This window comes from Mesorhizobium sp. M2A.F.Ca.ET.046.03.2.1 (assembly GCF_003952425.1).
Taxonomy (GTDB): domain Bacteria; phylum Pseudomonadota; class Alphaproteobacteria; order Rhizobiales; family Rhizobiaceae; genus Mesorhizobium.
In genome coordinates, this window is record NZ_CP034449.1 from 349,500 (window position 1) to 366,685 (window position 17,186).

General features: G+C 63.3%; 16 protein-coding genes and 2 pseudogenes. 13 read left to right on the forward strand and 5 right to left on the reverse strand.

Annotated elements, in window-relative coordinates; translation table 11 throughout:
* Positions 1-181: 181 nt before the first annotated feature.
* The gene (locus tag EJ072_RS01930) at positions 182-979 is read right to left on the reverse strand and encodes a hypothetical protein (protein WP_126078335.1); all 798 of its coding nucleotides are present in this window, start codon (positions 977-979) and stop codon (positions 182-184) included.
* Between the two features lie 420 nt (positions 980-1,399).
* On the opposite strand from EJ072_RS01930, the gene EJ072_RS01935 reads away from it, so the two are divergent.
* The 3 genes and pseudogenes from EJ072_RS01935 (at position 1,400) to EJ072_RS01945 (ending at position 3,996) form a co-directional block, all read left to right on the forward strand.
* Positions 1,400-2,254 carry a helix-turn-helix domain-containing protein gene (locus EJ072_RS01935; RefSeq protein ID WP_126078336.1) on the forward strand — a complete coding sequence of 285 codons (855 nt, stop codon included), beginning with the start codon at positions 1,400-1,402 and terminating at the stop codon, positions 2,252-2,254.
* 304 nt (positions 2,255-2,558) lie between these two features.
* Positions 2,559-2,786 (forward strand): annotated as a pseudogene (locus EJ072_RS36485) (hypothetical protein); the annotation flags it as partial.
* A 97-nt stretch (positions 2,787-2,883) separates the two neighbouring features.
* Positions 2,884-3,996: a pyridoxal phosphate-dependent aminotransferase gene (locus EJ072_RS01945; protein ID WP_126078337.1), complete on the forward strand. Its 1,113-nt coding sequence runs from the start codon at positions 2,884-2,886 to the stop codon at positions 3,994-3,996.
* A gap of 42 nt (positions 3,997-4,038) precedes the next feature.
* On the opposite strand, the gene EJ072_RS01950 is transcribed toward EJ072_RS01945, so the two are convergent.
* Entirely contained in the window at positions 4,039-4,524 is a 486-nt protein-coding gene (locus EJ072_RS01950; protein ID WP_126078338.1) for a MarR family winged helix-turn-helix transcriptional regulator, read from the reverse strand.
* A 147-nt stretch (positions 4,525-4,671) separates the two neighbouring features.
* Between EJ072_RS01950 and EJ072_RS01955 the strand changes: the two genes are divergently transcribed.
* From EJ072_RS01955 to EJ072_RS01965, 3 genes are all read left to right on the forward strand, one after another.
* A complete protein-coding gene (locus EJ072_RS01955) occupies positions 4,672-4,953 on the forward strand; it encodes an acylphosphatase (protein ID WP_126078339.1) in 282 nt (93 codons plus the stop codon).
* 216 nt (positions 4,954-5,169) lie between these two features.
* The gene (locus tag EJ072_RS01960) at positions 5,170-5,817 is read left to right on the forward strand and encodes a TetR/AcrR family transcriptional regulator (RefSeq protein WP_126078340.1); all 648 of its coding nucleotides are present in this window, start codon (positions 5,170-5,172) and stop codon (positions 5,815-5,817) included.
* 49 nt (positions 5,818-5,866) lie between these two features.
* Entirely contained in the window at positions 5,867-7,030 is a 1,164-nt protein-coding gene (locus tag EJ072_RS01965; RefSeq protein WP_126078341.1) for an isovaleryl-CoA dehydrogenase, read from the forward strand.
* Positions 7,031-7,047: 17 nt separating this feature from the next.
* On the opposite strand, the gene EJ072_RS01970 is transcribed toward EJ072_RS01965, so the two are convergent.
* Positions 7,048-7,440, reverse strand: coding sequence for a hypothetical protein (locus tag EJ072_RS01970; protein ID WP_126078342.1), 393 nt, complete (start codon positions 7,438-7,440; stop codon positions 7,048-7,050).
* 245 nt (positions 7,441-7,685) lie between these two features.
* On the opposite strand from EJ072_RS01970, the gene EJ072_RS01975 reads away from it, so the two are divergent.
* From EJ072_RS01975 to EJ072_RS01985, 3 genes and pseudogenes are all read left to right on the forward strand, one after another.
* Entirely contained in the window at positions 7,686-9,293 is a 1,608-nt protein-coding gene (locus EJ072_RS01975; RefSeq protein ID WP_126078343.1) for a carboxyl transferase domain-containing protein, read from the forward strand.
* 2 nt (positions 9,294-9,295) lie between these two features.
* Positions 9,296-9,832: an O-acetyl-ADP-ribose deacetylase gene (locus EJ072_RS01980; RefSeq protein WP_126078344.1), complete on the forward strand. Its 537-nt coding sequence runs from the start codon at positions 9,296-9,298 to the stop codon at positions 9,830-9,832.
* A gap of 307 nt (positions 9,833-10,139) precedes the next feature.
* Positions 10,140-12,100 (forward strand): annotated as a pseudogene (locus EJ072_RS01985) (acetyl/propionyl/methylcrotonyl-CoA carboxylase subunit alpha).
* A gap of 51 nt (positions 12,101-12,151) precedes the next feature.
* On the opposite strand, the gene EJ072_RS01990 reads toward EJ072_RS01985, so the two are convergent.
* Entirely contained in the window at positions 12,152-13,273 is a 1,122-nt protein-coding gene (locus EJ072_RS01990; RefSeq protein WP_126078345.1) for an ABC transporter substrate-binding protein, read from the reverse strand.
* 368 nt (positions 13,274-13,641) lie between these two features.
* Positions 13,642-13,908 carry a sel1 repeat family protein gene (locus EJ072_RS01995; protein ID WP_042639605.1) on the reverse strand — a complete coding sequence of 89 codons (267 nt, stop codon included), beginning with the start codon at positions 13,906-13,908 and terminating at the stop codon, positions 13,642-13,644.
* A 439-nt stretch (positions 13,909-14,347) separates the two neighbouring features.
* Between EJ072_RS01995 and EJ072_RS02000 the strand changes: the two genes are divergently transcribed.
* From EJ072_RS02000 to EJ072_RS02010, 4 genes are all read left to right on the forward strand, one after another.
* Positions 14,348-14,689, forward strand: coding sequence for a DUF2147 domain-containing protein (locus EJ072_RS02000; RefSeq protein ID WP_126064738.1), 342 nt, complete (start codon positions 14,348-14,350; stop codon positions 14,687-14,689).
* Positions 14,690-14,886: 197 nt separating this feature from the next.
* Positions 14,887-15,021, forward strand: a complete 135-nt coding sequence (locus EJ072_RS37240; RefSeq protein WP_281059457.1) for a hypothetical protein — start codon at positions 14,887-14,889, stop codon at positions 15,019-15,021.
* A 66-nt stretch (positions 15,022-15,087) separates the two neighbouring features.
* Positions 15,088-15,291 (forward strand): hypothetical protein, encoded by a 204-nt coding sequence (locus EJ072_RS02005; protein WP_126078346.1) that lies wholly within the window; start codon positions 15,088-15,090, stop codon positions 15,289-15,291.
* Positions 15,292-15,563: 272 nt separating this feature from the next.
* A complete protein-coding gene (locus EJ072_RS02010; RefSeq protein ID WP_245467331.1) occupies positions 15,564-17,021 on the forward strand; it encodes an AMP nucleosidase in 1,458 nt (485 codons plus the stop codon).
* Positions 17,022-17,186 lie beyond the last annotated feature (165 nt).

Consider the following 17,186-nt stretch of genomic DNA (forward strand, 5'->3'; position numbering starts at 1 on the left):
AGTCTGCTGGTGCAGACCATTGCCGATACGATCGTGCTGTGGAACGGAATTCCATTTTACCGCCGGCTGCAGAAATGCGCCGTCGAACGCCGGCGGGCGATGCCTGGCTCCGCCATCGCTCAGCAGCCCAATACCGAATGCAGGCGCCGCAGAGAACCAACCACGTCATCTCAATCCGCTATTATCCCGGATGGGCTGGCGAGAATTGATAAGTGAGCCCCAGAATCGGACCCTGCTGAGTGAGTTTGTTCACGAAGCCGTCGTGGCTATAATTGTCGTGCACGGCCCGATAGCCGACGAAAATCGACATCTTGTCGTTGAACTGATAACCGGCCCCTCCCATCACATCCCACATTGACTTGGACCCTGCGCCGAAACCGCCGACGAGGCCCCAGCCAGCCAAGTAGATCCCGTCACCGACATCGGCCTTGAATTTGGCGCCGATCACCGGATCGACCCACGTATCGCCGTCGCTCGCTGACCTGCCATCCAGCACACCTCCGTGGAAGTCGAAACTGTTGTCGACCGACCAGAGGCGGGCACCGGCGACAAGATCGAAATTCGTCCCATCCTGATAGTAAACGCTGTAACCACCCAGCGCCGTACCCATGAAAGTGCTCACCGTCGCATCAATGTTGGACGCGAGGATTCCCTTCGGGGTGCCTATGTTGGCGTCGAGCTTGGCGTACACTATGTCCGTGCTGATTGTGAAAGGCCCGTTGCGAGCTTCCGTAAGCCCCATGAAGCCGAATTTAAGGTGGTGCAGCACGTCGCTGAAGCTCACATCGACATCCTGAGGCGGAAATCCGAAGACTCCGCTCTCGCCCTTGATTCCCGAGGCCCAGAGATACGGGGCGACAGTGAACGTCCAGCCCTCATCCCGCTGCTTGGCGATGTCCGCCGCAGATGCGTCAACGGCACAAAGTACCGATATCACGGCCGTTCCCAAGGCTACCAAACGAAATCTTTTCACGATCATCCCCTCAAGGTGCTCCTCGATTTGCTATACTTAGCCGGCGCGTGCGCGCCCGCATCATGTCCCGCGCCGTCTCAGGTCCTGCCCTCTGTCAAATTGCCTTTGATCCAACGTGCGATGCTGACGCCGTCAACGCGATGCGTACGGCCAAGACGCCTGGCGCCTCCCCAATAAGTAGATCTGCTTCGTCCATCGTCCCCAGAGCCGTGAGTCGGCGATATTTTGCGGCGAATTGATCTCGCGCAATTTGCGTTTAAGCTACACCTAATACAAGTGTTGTGATATCCACTTTGCGCAAAGGACGCATTTTTGAGCGCGTGGCCTCCAACGACTTCGCACAGGGACGTGCAACTTGGCCCAGACGCGCTCGGCGATGCCGCCTCTGGGCTGCCCGTGAAGGTTGACAGGCTTTCGCCAGGGCAAATGCCGTCGCGCCTCCGGCAAATCCAGTCCCACGGCAAGTGGGCGCTCGATCTGGCTGAATTCAATTGCGCCTTCCGTGCCAACGGCGGCTTTGATCCAGGTTCCGTGGCAATCGTGGCTGTAGAGCGGGCCCGGGACTCGACGATCTGCGGCATTCCGCTCAAGGACGACATGATCGTGGCAATTCCCGCCGGCACGAGCGTCGCAGCGACGGTCAAGCCCGGCCTTCGCTACACGGGCGCCGTTGTTCCGACGTCGATCTGGGTGGAAATCCAGGCACTTTCCGCCGGCACGATCTTGGATCGGGCGGCCGACCATCCAAATGCCGTTCGGCTCACCGCCAGCGATGCGCAAATGTTCCGCAGCCAGATGGAGGCGATGGCATACCGCTTCGGGGAAGCCGCAAGCGATTCAGCCTTGCCGGAGCATACTCCGATCGCGTTGGCGGAATATTTGGGGGGCATAGCCAACGCGTTCGCTGGCGCCCGTGGCAACGTCGAAACAGATCGGTCCTCCAGTCGCCACCTCCGACAGGCATGGGCGGCCGAGGATTTTATTCGCGCGCACATCCGCGAAGACATCCCCATCATCCGGTTGTGCAAGGAAATCGGCATCAGCCGACGACAATTGGAGTATGCCTTTCGCGCCGCCTTTGCTCTCAGCCCGCTGGAATTCATCAGGGCGGTTCGCCTCAATGAAGCGAGGCGATTGCTCACTGCGCGGGGACCGGATGGCTTGAGCGTCACAAGGATCGCGATGGAGGTGGGGATCACCCATCTTGGCCGTTTCGCTGCGAGTTATCGCATGCTGTTCGGTGAGTCCCCGAAGGACACACTTCAACGTGCCAGAAGATGACAACGAGGGTGAAACTCGGTCGCGGAATTGGCGCCAGTCGTCATGCAGGCAGTTCGACGGAAATTGCGCAATCCGAATAGAAGCCCGATTATATAATTAGTATTCTCTAAAATATGTTGCCTCCGGGGGCGGCGGTCCGGGTTTGCGTCAGGTGAGCGACCTCATCGGCTACGGATTTGAACGCAGGCAAGTTGTGAGTTCTTTGAGGATGCAAATGAAAAAATCGAGCTTGAGATCGACCGGCACTGCCGGGATAGCATTCGCATTGATGCTTGCGGGAATCGCCGATGCCGTTACACCCTTCGCCCTTTTCGTCAGCCCTGCGCAGGCCCGCGTCGGTCACCCGCTCACTCCAGGCAGCGTAGCTGGGGTTGCCAGGCGCACCACGCGCCGTACGATCCGCCGTTCGACCATCTATGTGACCAGACTACCGGCAGCGTGCGTGAAAACTTCGATCAACGGTACCGTGCTGTGGCACTGTGGCAGCACGTATTACCAGCCCTACGGGGGCCGATACGTCGTCGTCCACATTCATTGCGAAGCATGGCATCGGCTCTCCGGGCGGCCGCCAACTTGCGCCCGCCGGTCGCACAGGCTAGCTAGAAGCTCCTCTCAAGCGAGCCAATGCCATGCTTCGTCGCCCTTCCCTCACCCCGATCATCGGCGCGCTTCCCACCACGGTGCCGTTCGTCGGTCCGGAGGCGCAGGAGCGCGAGCGCGGGCGGCCTTTTCGCGCCCGCATCGGCGCCAATGAGAGCAGTTTCGGCCCGTCGCCGCGCGTCATTGCGCGCATGGAGAGCGTCGCGCGCGACCAGTGGATGTATTGCGATCCCGACAATTACGAGCTGAAGGTTGCGGCGGCCGCGCATCACGGCGTCGCCGTCGAAAACGTGGTCGTCGGCGAAGGCATTGACGGCCTGCTCGGCCTGGTGGCACGTATGTATGTCGCGCCGGGCGATGCGGTGGTGACCTCGCTCGGCGCCTACCCCACTTTCAATTTCCACATCGCCGGCGTCGGCGGCCGGCTGGTCACGGTGCCTTATGCCAACGACAAGGAGGATTTGGACGGGCTCCTCGCCAAGGTCGTCAGCGAAAAGGCGCCGCTGGTCTATCTCTCCAATCCCGACAATCCGATGGGAAGCTGGTGGGAGGCGCCGGATGTCGTCCGCTTCATCGAAGCGCTGCCGGAAACCACCATGCTGGTGCTGGACGAAGCTTATGGTGAGCTTGGCCCGGCCACGGCGCTGCCGGCGATCGATGTCGCGCGGCCGAACGTCATCCGCATGCGCACCTTCTCCAAGGCTTACGGCCTGGCCGGCATACGCTGCGGCTACGCCGTGGCGGAGGCCGAGGTGATCCGCGACTTCGAGAAGATCCGCAACCACTACGGCGTCAGCCGCATGGCGCAGATCGCCGGTCTCGAGGCGCTTGCCGATCAGGATTACCTGCGCACGGTGGTGGCGCGCGTGGCGGCTGGCCGCGAGCGCATTTCGACCGTCGCCAGGCAGAACGACCTGAAACCGTTGCCGTCGGCGACCAATTTCGTCACCATCGACTGCGGCCGCGACGGCGCCTTCGCGCTGAAGGTGATGCAGGGCCTCTTGTCGCGCGACGTGTTCATCCGCAAGCCGATGGTCCCCAGGCTCGACCGCTGCATAAGGGTCAGCGTCGGCCTCGACCACGAGCTCGACATCTTCGCCGAGGAATTGCCGGGCGCGCTCGCGGCAGCGCGGGGGAACTGACCGGACCCCAGCCCCTGCTTCCCAGGGAGCTAATTGGGCGATTCACAGTCCCGCGGCTGCCAGCAGACGCGTCACGCGGTTCAGCGCATCGGAAAGCTCAGCGGCTTGCCCGTTCTCGAGCTTGACGATCAGGCGGGCGAGATCGCGGTTCGTCGTTGCCTCGAGATCGGCCAGCGCGGCCTTACCCCGCTCGGTCAGCGCAAGGACGGGCGGCCCGTTCTCCGGGTCGTCGCGCATTTCAGCCAGCCCCGTGGCAGTGAACCTCCGAAGCACCCGCATGAGATAGGCGGGGGCGAGGTTGAGTTCTCCAGCCAGTTCGGATGCCACCGGCGCGAGGTCGAGATGAAACATGCGCGCCAGCAGACCAGCCGGTCCAACGGGTCTAGGCTTGCACCCGAGCTCGAACAGCAGGCGGGCTTCGACCAGCGTGTAGGGGCTCTGCATCAAGGTCTCATCGAGCAACCCCACCAGCCCGGTATAGAACCGGTTGAAGCGACGAATCTCATGGACCAGGGCTTCATGCGGCATGCCGACCCTCCTCGGAGACATTACATCCGATAATTTCCTTGTTGGTTGACTGAGTCAATTATTTAATCGCCATACCACCCATCCTTTGAACCGGTTGCATTTGCCCGTTCGCGCTCCAGATTGATGGGGAAGATTCTGGAGCGGACGATGCAAGGTGAGCAAAAAGCCGTTCGGGTGCGTGTTTCCGGTACGGTGCAAGGCGTGAGCTACCGTGTCTGGACGCGCGGCGAAGCCCTGCGTCTCGGGTTGACGGGTTGGGTGCGCAACGAGCGCGACGGCTCGGTCACCGCTCTGATTGCCGGCGCCGATGCCGCTGTCACGGCGATGACCGAACGTCTGTGGCAAGGGCCGCGTGGCGCGCTCGTCTCGAAGGTCGAGATCGAGGAAGCGGGCGACGACGCGCCCGTGGATTTCAGGATTGTCGTGTGAGTTGGTCTCTCCCCCCTTGAGGGGGAGATGGCCGGCAGGCCAGAGGGGGTCGTCTCACGTAGGTCTCCAGCGTGGGCTTCTTGCCGCAAAGGGCGTTGGCGCTTCACGCGAGACGACCCCCTCTGTCGCCTTTGGCGACATCTCCCCCTCAAGGGGGGGGAGATTTGGCGCTTGAATTAATTGAACGTTCGTTTTATTAGTGCTGCTGGAGGCGAAATGGCGCGCACCACAGGCTCAGACGGGGAAAAGACCGAGGCGGCCGTCCGCGAGGCGGCGGTCAGCCTGATCGCGCGGCTGGGCTATGAGGCGATGTCGATGCGGCAGCTGGCGGCTGAGGTCGGCGTGCAGGCGGCAGCGCTCTACCGTTACTTCCCCACCAAGGAAGATCTGCTTTTCACCTTGATGCGAGAGCATATGGAGGGTCTGCTCAAGGCTTGGGACGCGGCGCGGCCGTTAAGTGCCGATCCGGTCACCCGGCTTGCCGCCTATGTCGAGAACCATATCGCCTTCCACATCGAGCGGCGCCACGCCACCCATGTCTCCAACATGGAATTGCGCAGCCTGTCGCATGAAAGACTGACGCAGATCCTCAAGATGCGCACAGCCTATGAGAAGGAGCTGCGCACGATCCTGCGCGACGGCGTGGAAGCAGGCGCGTTCGAGATCGACGATACGGGCCTGACCGCCATGGCGCTGATCCAGATGATGACCGGCGTGATCGTCTGGTTCCGTCCGGGCGAACGGCTGTCGCTCGCCGAAGTCACGGCATCATATCTTTCGATGACAATGCGCCTGGTCGGCGCGACAATCAGCCATGGCACCGCGCGTCCTTCCGGGCGAGCCGGGAACGCCGTGGCACTCTGATACGGGCATGATCCCCGCGAAGACCGGGGCGTGCGCAGGGAGGAACGGCATGTACACGAACACGCTCAGCTTCGGACTTGATCCCGACATCGAGGCGTTGCGCGACACTGTACGGCGCTTCGCTCAGGACAGGATCGCGCCGATCGCGGCGGAGATCGACCGCTCCAACGAGTTTCCCGCGCATCTGTGGGGCGAGCTCGGCGCGCTCGGCCTGCTCGGCATCACCGCCGATCCTGATTTCGGCGGAACCGGCATGAACTATCTCGCGCATGTCGTGGCCATGGAGGAGATTTCGCGCGCATCGGCTTCTGTCGGCCTCTCCTACGGCGCGCATTCCAACCTTTGCGTCAACCAGATCAATCGCTGGGCCACGCCGGCGCAGAAGGAGAAATACCTGCCTGCCCTCTGCTCGGGCGAAACCGTCGGCGCGCTGGCGATGTCGGAACCGGGCGCTGGCTCCGACGTGGTGTCGCTCAGGCTGCGCGCCGAAAAGCGCAATGACCGCTATGTGCTCAACGGCTCGAAAATGTGGATAACCAACGGCCCCGACGCCGGAACGATGGTGGTCTACGCCAAGACCGATCCGGAGCGCCATTCGCGCGGCATCACCGCTTTCATCGTCGAAAAGACTTTTGCCGGCTTTTCGGTGGCGCAGAAGCTCGACAAGCTCGGCATGCGCGGCTCCAACACCGGCGAGCTCGTCTTCGAAAATGTCGAGGTGCCGTTCGAGAATGTGCTGCATGAGGAAGGGCGCGGCGTCGAGGTGCTGATGTCGGGGCTCGACTATGAGCGGGCAGTGCTTTCCGGAGGCCCCATCGGGCTGATGGCGGCCTGCCTCGACGTCGCCGTACCTTACGTGCATGAGCGCAAGCAGTTCGGCCAGCCGATCGGCACGTTCCAACTGGTGCAGGGCAAGCTCGCCGACATGTACACGACGATGAATGCCGCGCGGGCTTACGTCTATGCGGTGGCGGCCGCCTGCGATCGCGGCGAGACCACGCGCAAGGACGCCGCCGGCTGCCTGCTCTTCGCGGCCGAGAAGGCGACGCAGATGGCACTCGACGCGATCCAGCTGCTCGGCGGCAACGGCTATATCAACGATTACCCGACGGGACGGCTGCTGCGCGATGCCAAGCTCTACGAGATCGGCGCCGGCACCAGCGAGATCCGCCGCTGGCTGATCGGCCGCGAGATCATGGCGGAGGGGGCGTGATGCCCCTCTCCGCCATCTCAGCCGAACGCCTTGGGCAGGTCGTCGGTTGGCTTGGCGACGATCTGATGCGCGTCGCGCCACAGGATCTCGCGCTGACGGGCCGCCGTGATCGGGCGCACCGGCAAACCACCCTCTTCGATCAGCCAGGCGCAATAACGCGCACGACTGATCGCTTCCCTGGCGTCCGGATGGAACCAGCAGATGCCCCAGATCGAATTCCGGCGCTTGAAATGCCGGCCGACCCGGCCTGGAATGGGCAGATGCCGGTTGAACCAGTCGAACTGATCGTCCAATTCGTCATGGATCCAGTCCGGGCATCCGTTCCGGTACAGGTACCAGGACGCGTGGAAGAAGCCGGTCTCCACCCGGCTGTTCGGATGGATCAGCGGCGTTACAAACCGCAAATACATGATGACACCCACAGCGCCTGCGGGCGCCGTGTTCCTCTTGCTCAGATTCGGGACGTGGACAGCCGCCCTTCGGCGGCGTCAGGCCATGGCCGAAGGGAGACATCTGGTGAAACGCATATCCATGCTTTCCATCGTCGCCTCTTGAGGGTGTCATACGTACAAAAGATGCCACGGTTGGCACGCTGCATCCGGGCGCGGGCTGTTACACTGGTTCCGCTACGGCATCAAGAGGTGTGAGGAACAAATTGGCCACCCTGCAAACCCAGATCTCCCCCTCCTCCGACATTTTCCGCGCCAATGCCGAACGCATGCGGGCGCTGGTCGACGACATTTCCGAGAAGGCGGCAGGCGTCGAGCGCGGCGGCTCCGACGAGGCGCGCGAACGCCATGTCTCACGCGGCAAGCTTCTGCCGCGCGAGCGGCTGGCACAGCTGCTCGACACCGGCTCGCCCTTCCTCGAGGTCGGCCAGTTCGCGGCCTGGTCGATGTATGGCGAGGACATTCCGTCGGCCGGCATCATCACCGGCATCGGCCGGGTCGAGGGCCGGGAGGTGATGGTCGTCGTCAACGACGCGACGGTGAAGGGCGGCACCTATTATCCGCTGACGGTGAAGAAGCATTTGCGCGCGCAGGAGATCGCGCTGCAGAACAACCTCCCATGCGTCTATCTGGTCGACAGCGGCGGCGCCAATCTGCCGAACCAGGATGAAGTCTTCCCCGACCGCGAGCATTTCGGCCGCATCTTCTACAACCAGGCCAACATGTCGGCGGCGGGCATCCCGCAGATCGCCTGCGTGATGGGCTCCTGCACGGCGGGTGGCGCCTACGTGCCGGCGATGTCGGACGAGACGATCATGGTGCGCAACCAGGCGACCATCTTCCTTGGCGGCCCGCCGCTGGTGAAGGCGGCGACGGGGGAGGATGTCAGCGCCGAGGAGCTCGGCGGCGCGGACGTCCATACCAGGCTTTCCGGTGTCGCCGACCACTACGCCATGGACGACGAGCACGCCCTGGCCATTTGCCGGCGCATCATCCGGAATCTGAATCGGAACAAGGCCCTGAGCCTGAATCTGCAGAAGCCGATCCAACCGCTTTACGATCCGCAGGAACTCTACGGCATCGTGCCGACGGATCTGCGCCAGCCCTATGACGTGCGCGAGGTGATCGCGCGCCTTGTCGACGGTTCGGAGTTCGACGAGTTCAAGCAGAATTACGGCACGACCTTGGTCACCGGCTTCGCGCATCTGCACGGCATGCCGGTCGGCATCCTCGGCAACAACGGCGTGCTGTTTTCCGAAAGCGCGCTCAAGGGCGCGCATTTCATCGAGCTCTGCTGCCAGCGCGGCATTCCGCTGGTCTTCCTGCAGAACATCACCGGCTTCATGGTGGGGCGAAAATACGAGGCCGGCGGCATCGCCAAGGACGGCGCCAAGCTGGTCATGGCCGTCGCCACCGCCAAGGTGCCGAAGCTCACCGTCATCATCGGCGGCTCGTTCGGCGCCGGCAATTACGGCATGTGCGGCCGCGCCTATTCGCCCCGCTTCCTATGGATGTGGCCCAACGCGCGCATCTCGGTGATGGGCGGCGAGCAGGCAGCCACCGTGCTTGCCATGGTCAAACGCGAAGGCATCGAGCGCAAGGGTGGTGAATGGAGTGCCGAGGAGGAAGCCAAATTCAGGAAGCCGATCCTGATGAAATACGAGCATGAGGGCCACCCGCTCTATTCCTCGGCGAGGCTCTGGGACGACGGCATCATCGATCCGGCCAGAACCCGCGACGTGCTGGCGCTCAGCCTCTCCGCGGCGCTCAATGCCGGCATCGAGGACACGAAGTTCGGCGTGTTCAGGATGTGACGATGGGTGCTCTCGGCGACAGGATCCGCATCCACACCGGCGACATCACCCGACTCGTGGTGGATGCCATCGTGAACGCAGCGAATTCCTCATCGCTCGGCGGTGGCGGCGTCGACGGCGCCATCCACCGCGCGGCCGGGCCGGAGCTGGTTGCCGAGTGCCGGACGCTCAACGGCTGCAAGACCGGCGACGCCAAGCTGACCAGGGGCTACCGCCTGCCGGCGCGTTTCATCATCCATACGGTCGGTCCGGTCTGGCAGGGCGGCGGCGAGGGCGAGGCGAGCCTGCTTGCCTCGTGCTATCGGCGCTCGCTCGAAATCGCACTCGGCCATGATTGCCGGACGGTGGCGTTTCCGGCGATCTCGACCGGTATTTACCGCTTTCCGAAGGAGGAAGCGACTGGGATTGCCGTCGACACAGTCAGTAACTTTCTGCGGCAGAATGCAGTGCCGGATGCAGTTACCTTCTGCTGTTTCGATGAGCAGACGGCGGAGATCTACCGGCGGGCCGCCGCTGCCGTTGGAAGGAGCGGACCTTGATGACCAAAACTGCCCAAGAGGCGACCTCGGCAGAGCACTCCCTTGGCGAGGGAGAGGTCTATGATTTCGGACGAATGCTTGTCCCGAAGCGCTGGCGGGACAGCGCCCCCCTATGCCCTGCCGGGCATCTCCCGCAGAAGGGGGGAGATCAGCAGCTTTGCGGACGGCTCCTTTGCAACGTCGATAGTTGGCGAAGGCGGCGGCGACATCCAATCTCCCCCCAAGTGGGGGAGATGTCCGGCAGGACAGAGGGGGGCGCGAAGGAACGCCGACCTCGCTCAAAGCATACTCTGGCTGCGGAGGTTCCATGTTCGGCAAGATCCTGATCGCCAATCGCGGCGAGATCGCCTGCCGCGTCATTCGCACGGCCCGCAAGCTCGGCGTGCGCAGCGTGGCCGTCTATTCCGACGCCGACGCCCGCGCCTTGCATGTCGAGATGGCCGACGAGGCGGTGCATATAGGCCCTCGCCTGTCGGCGAAAGCTATCTGCGCGGCGACAAGATCGTTGCCGCGGCGCTCGCCACCGGCGCCGAGGCGATCCATCCCGGTTACGGCTTCCTGTCGGAAAATCCGGATTTCGTCGACCAGGTGACCGCGGCAGGCCTCGTCTTCATCGGGCCGAGCGCCGCCTCTATCCGCGCCATGGGATTGAAGGACGCCGCCAAGCGGCTGATGGAGGCGGCCGGCGTGCCCGTCGTGCCCGGCTATCATGGCGAAGCGCAGGAGATCGTGCTGCTCGCCTCCAAGGCGCGCGAGATCGGGTACCCCGTCCTGATCAAGGCGCGCGCCGGCGGCGGCGGCAAGGGCATGCGCCGCGTTGACCATCCCGACGATTTTTCCGAAGCGCTGTCGGGCGCGCGGCGCGAAGCGAAAGCGGCGTTCGGTGACGACCGGGTGCTGGTCGAAAAATATGTCGACAAGCCGCGCCATATCGAGTGCCAAGTGTTCGGCGACAATTTCGGCAATGCCGTGCATCTCTTCGAACGCGACTGCTCGGCGCAACGCCGCCACCAGAAGGTGATCGAGGAAGCCCCCGCCCCCGGCATGACGCCTGCGCTGCGCAAGGCGATGAACGAGGCAGCCGTAAAGGCCGCCAAGGCGATCAATTATTCGGGTGCCGGCACCATCGAGTTCATCGTCGACGCCTCCCAGGGGCTCAAAGCCGACCGCTTCTGGTTCATGGAGATGAACACGCGGCTGCAGGTCGAGCACCCCGTCACCGAGATGGTCACCGGCGTCGATCTTGTCGAATGGCAGTTGCGCGTCGCGTCCGGCGAAAGGCTGCCGAAGACGCAAGGCGAGATCGCGCTTTCCGGCCACGCCTTCGAGGCGCGCCTCTATGCCGAGGACGCTGCGAAAGGGTTCCTGCCCGCGACCGGCAGGCTGCATCATCTGAAATTCCCAGACGCGGCGCCGGAGGGTGCTGCGATGCGCGTCGAAACCGGCGTACGCGCCGGCGACGCGATCTCGCCCTTCTATGACCCGATGATCGCCAAGCTGGTGGTGCACGGCAAGGACAGGAACGCCGCCCTTGCGGCATTGCGCGGTGCGCTCGCCGAGACCGAAGTTGCCGGCTCGACAGTCAACACCCCCTTCCTGGCGGCGCTTGCCGCGGACGCCGATTTCGCGGCCGGCGATGTCGATACCGGGCTGATCGGCAGGCATCAGGAGGCGCTCACCGCCATCCCCGCGCCAAGCGACGAGACGATTGCCGCCGCGGCGCTGGCCGCGACCGACGCCGGCGCGCCAGGTGCCGCCGCAGATCCGTGGTCGACGCTCTCAGGCTATGCCCATTTCCACACGCTCGCGCGCCGCATCCGCCTGCGCCATGGCGAGGAGAACATTCTGGCCCGGGTTTCGGCGCGGCCGGACGGCCGCTTCCAGGTGGCGCTGGAGGCGCCGCATGATGCCGTGAACACGCATGATCTGAGAACCATGCCGCGCGCCGTCCGCTGGCCCGGCCACGTCACGGTCTTCGAGGGCGCCGTCGGCTACACCTTCACGGTTCGCGACCCGCTCGCCAAGGCCGACGAGGCGGGAGCCGCCTCAGGCAGCCTGCGCGCGCCGATGCCGGGGCTGGTCAAGCTGGTGCGGGCAGCAGTGGGCGATGCCGTGATCAAGGGCCAGCCGCTTCTGATCCTTGAGGCGATGAAGATGGAGCACATGATCGCCGCCCCGCATGACGGGGTGATCGCGGAGATCGCGGCCGAGGGAGCTCAGGTCAGCGACGGCACGGTGCTGGTGCGGTTCGCGGAGGACCAGCGATAAAACGAAAGTGGCCGGGACGAGCCCCGGCCACCTTCACACAAACAGGAGCGATTACTGCTGGATAGGCGCGTATTTGCCGTCGTGCCACTGGTTGATGTCGTAGCTGGCGTTCTTGAGGTCGCCCTTCTCGTCGAAGATGACGTCGCCGACGACGGTGCTGATGGGCTTGCCGTCCTTGAGCGCCTCGGCGACCTTGGCCGGATCGTCGGTGCCGGCGCGCTTGACGCCTTCGGCGACGGCCTGGATCACGGCATAGGAGAACAGCGTGAAGCCTTCAGGTGTGAAGCCGCCGGCCTTGATCTTGGCGACCGCGTCCTTCGCTTGGGGCTTGGCCTGCGGGTCCGACGGGAAGACGAACAGCGTGCCCTCACCGGCTGGACCGGCGACCTGCCAGAATTCCGGCGATGCGATCGAATCCGGCATGATCAGCTGGAACTTGACGTTCTGCTCCGCCGCCTGGCGCAGGATCAACCCAGCCTCGGGGTGGTAGCCGCCGAAATAGACGACGTCGGCCTTGAGTTCCTTCAGCTTGGTGACGAGGGCCGAGTAATCCTTCTCGCCGGCGTTGATGCCTTCGTAATCGACTTCCTTGAGGCCGCCCGCATTCATCGTCGCCTTGACGGCGTCGGCAACGCCCTGGCCGTAGGCGCTCTTGTCGTGCAGGACGACGACATTCTTGCCGGCATATTTCTTGGCGATCCACGGGCCGATGAAGGCGCCCTGCGCGTCGTCACGCGTGTAGAGGCGCATGATCGTCGGCCAGCCGGACTTGGCGGCGGCATCGGTCAACACCGGGTTCGACGAGGCCGGGCTCATCATCAGCGTACCGGCTTCGGCATAGACGGCGGAGGCCGGAATGCTCGAGCCCGAGCAGGCATGGCCGTCGACGAACTTGACGCCGTTGGCGACGATGCGGTTGGCAACCGACACCGCCTGCTTCGGATCGCACTGGTCGTCCTCGATGTCGAGCTTGATCTGCGAGCCGTTGACGCCGCCGGCGGCGTTGATGGCCTCGGCGGCAGCCTGCGCGCCCTGCTTGAACTGGTCACCGATGGTGGCGAGCTGGCCGGTCATCGGGCCGACCACCGAAATGGTGATGTCGTCGGCAAAGGCAACCGGGGCGCTCATCATCAGGCCAAATGCGGCCGCGCTCAAAATACCCAATCTTTTCATGGCTATCAGAACTCCTCCACTTGCGCGCGGCGGCATGGCCGCGCTTCTTTCACAGAGCCGGGACAATTTCACCCTTCGCCGAGACTGTCGAGAGGACAGTACGGCCGGTTTTGGTTCATTCCGGCGAGGATTTCTTGGGCCACGCGCCCGCGTGATTACCTAGCGTAATGCAAAAAGCCGCGCCGACCTTGTTTCGGTCGGTCGCGGCTTTTGCAGTCGAGCTCCCCAGACGCCCCGCGCCTGAAACCCGCTCGCTTCCCTGTTTTTTCGCGCGGCTGAGTTTGTTTACCTGCCGCGTTCTTGGTCTTGTGGGCCGGCCGTCTTTTCGCGGCCTTGTCCAAATCAACTTCTCAGCGCTGCGCGCAGGATCAGTGCATCGTCATCCATTCGCGGGCTTCGCGCAGCGCCATGGCGATCTCCACCTTCGACATGGTGGCAGACAGTTCCGAGCGCAGCTCGGCGGCCCGGACCGAACCTTTGATCGCGGCGATGTTGAACCATTTGTGGGCGGCGACGACATCGGTCTCGCAATCGCGGCCGGTCGCATACATCATGCCCAGTTCGAAAAGAATGTCGGCCTGGGCAGTTGCCCCCATGGCGCCGAAGCCGTCTTCAAGCATTTCAAAACGTGCCATTTCAATCCCCTGTCTGGCTCCCGAGAGCTGCCTCCTTCTGTCCCTTGATTTCCCTCGGGGCGGGCCGCTCTTTCGATGCTTTCGAGGATGAAGCCTGGCTTTGAATCCGTCGTTAAATGGCTTGCTTAATTTGCGGAAAACAAAGCTAAAACAAGAGGTAAACGCGGGAAACCGTTAAGCATGGGAATCCAGCGTTTGCGCGGTCTTGCGTCAAATTCGATGAAAATTGGCGGGAGCGGAATCAAGACTTCGCTAACCACGGGAACCGAAGCATTTTTCCGGTGCCGTTCATTTTCGGCCATGCGCACGGCGAAAACCGCTACAACCTTCCGTGGCGGCACCGCTTTTGTTTTGGCGGGAGCTGGATTAGCTTTACCTTTGCGTAAGGGACTGGAAGGCGGGCCGGAGCCCGCCGCATACCCATTGGGAGGAGCACAAGATGTTTCGAAAGACGAGCCTGGCCCTGGCGGCGACCTTGATCATGGCGGGCGCCGCGTGGGCCGACCCGATCGAAGGCAATTGGAAGACGCAGGCCGGCTCAACGGCGGCGATCGCTGGCAGCGATGCGTTCTCCATCACGCTGAAATCCGGCAAGTACTCCGGCAAGACGATCGGCTCCTTCAAGGCCGCTGGCGACAACAAATACACCGGCACCATCACCGACCCGGAAACCGACAAGACCTATTCCGGCAAGGCGACGCTGTCGGGCACATCGCTCAAGATGAGCGGCTGCGTGCTCGGCGGCCTGATCTGCAAGAGCCAGACCTGGCACAAGCTGTAACTGACCTTCCGAGATCATCCGAAACGGGGCCCCGAGCGGCCCCGTTTTCTTTTGCGGCGGCGGCGCTCCGCCGAACGGTCTTGTCGCCGACGGCGGCTTGAGACCTCGTCAATCATTTTGAACCGCAGATGAATACCGGTCTCATAACCGGTTCAGAGGCATTGCGGCATTCTCTCCCGCATTGAAGGAGAGAGAAAATGCTTGCCCGTCGCTTCACCATCGTCTGCCTGCTGATGAGCCTGTTCGGCATGCTCTTCGCCATCCTGGTGGCCGAGGGCGGGCACTCGGCCCGCTTGTGGGAACGGCCCGTGGCTGCGTTCTCGGCTCCGTGAACCAAGTGACGCGCTGAAACGACAAAGTTGAAAATCGACCACATTGAAAATCGGGACACCACCAAAATGAACCGCATCGCCGCCACCACAACGAAGATCCTGAGGCTGCTGCCGCGGGCGACGCTCATCCTGATGCTGCTCGCCGCCCCGGTGCTGGCTGTGCCGATGATGCGCGCCGATGCGGGCCACAGGATCGAGGCGCCGGCGAATAAGAACAGGAGCGTCGGCTTCGTGCTGCTGATCAGCCTGCAGCGCGGACAAGCTTTATAGAGTGTCGAACGGTGCGACTGGCTCGTAGCCAGCGCGCCTTAAAGCGCGTCGCGCTGAACCGGGTTCAGGCGAGGCGCTTTAAGTCTTTGTTTTGCTGCATGTCGTTGTCCCAGAACCGCGCACACTTCTGGGCGACATGCATTAAACACATCCGAAGAAAATCGACGCTATCGGCTCTCGCGGTCCCACATCCCCCTCCCAAGCGCCATCCTGAATCTCTATATTGAGACATGGAAAAGCGAATCTACCCCCAAGCCATTGAATCGGTCGTGATGCCGGAGCCTTTCGGCGCGCAGAGCTTCCATGACGCCAAAAAGGCCGTCGCGGCGCTGCAGGCGCTCTATGATCGCAACACCAAATTCCTGCGTGATTCCTTCGCGGCGCTTGCCGCGGGCGCCGACGAGAGCAAGCGCTATCGGGCCTTCTATCCGCAGATCGGCGTCACCACGACCTCGTTCAGCCAGGTCGACTCGCGCCAGGCCTATGGCCATATGCCGACGCCCGGGCATTTCGCCACCACCATCACCCAGCCGCAGCTGTTCGAGAACTACCTCATCGAGCAGCTTCGTCTCATCATGCGCAACCACGGCGTGACAGTGACCGTGTCGGAATCGACGACGCCCATTCCACTGCATTTCGCCTTCCTGGAAGGCAGCTATGTCGACGGCGCGGCCGCCGAGCGCATCAAGCGGCCGATCCGCGACCTGTTCGACGTGCCGGATCTCGACGGCACCGACGACCAGATCGCCAACGGCACGTTCGAGGTGGCGTTCGGCGAGCCGAGGCCGCTGGCGCCGTTCACCGCGCAGCGCATCGACTATTCGCTGCACCGCATGACGCATTACACGGCGACCAGCCCGCAGCATTTCCAGAACTTCGTGCTGTTCACCAACTACCAGTTCTACATCGACGAGTTCGTGGCGCGGGCTCGCGAATTGATGGCCAAGGGCGACAGCGGCTATGTCGAGTTCGTCGAGCCCGGCAATGTCGTGACCGCCAATGGCGCAACGGCCTCGGACGGCACGCCGCCGCAGCGGCTGCCGCAAATGCCGGCCTACCACCTGAAGAAGCCCGGCCATGGCGGCATCACCATGGTCAATATCGGCGTCGGCCCCTCCAACGCCAAGACGATCACCGACCATATCGCGGTGCTTCGGCCGCATGCCTGGGTCATGCTCGGCCACTGCGCGGGCCTGCGCAACACGCAGGCACTTGGCGACTATGTGCTGGCGCATGCCTATGTGCGCGAGGACCATGTGCTGGACGACGATCTGCCGGTCTGGGTGCCGATCCCGCCGCTGGCCGAGATCCAGGTGGCGCTGCAGGAAGCCGTGGCCGAAGTCACTGGACTTTCCGGCTACGACCTCAAGCGCATCATGCGCACCGGCACCGTCGCCACCATCGACAACCGCAACTGGGAACTGCGCGACCAGCGCGGACCGGTGCAGCGCCTGTCGCAGTCCCGCGCCATCGCGCTCGATATGGAATCGGCGACGATTGCCGCCAACGGCTTCCGCTTCCGCGTGCCCTACGGCACGCTGCTGTGCGTATCCGACAAGCCGCTGCATGGCGAATTGAAGCTGCCCGGCATGGCGACCGAGTTCTACAAGCGGCAGGTGGCGCAGCATCTCACCATCGGCATCAAGGCGATGGAGAAGCTTGCCGAAATGCCCATGGAGCGGCTGCATTCGCGCAAGCTCAGAAGTTTCTCGGAGACGGCGTTCCAGTAGCCGCCTTGGCTTGAAACAAGTCAGGGCGGAACGTTGCGGTAACGACACAGGTCCGAGGCAATCGGTCGTCTTGGCAGGGCCGCAATTTGGCCGATAAGCGTCCGAAGGGATGCGTCGGAATAAGGAGACAGGACATTCCGGCGTTTCCGTGAACGGTGTCCTGGG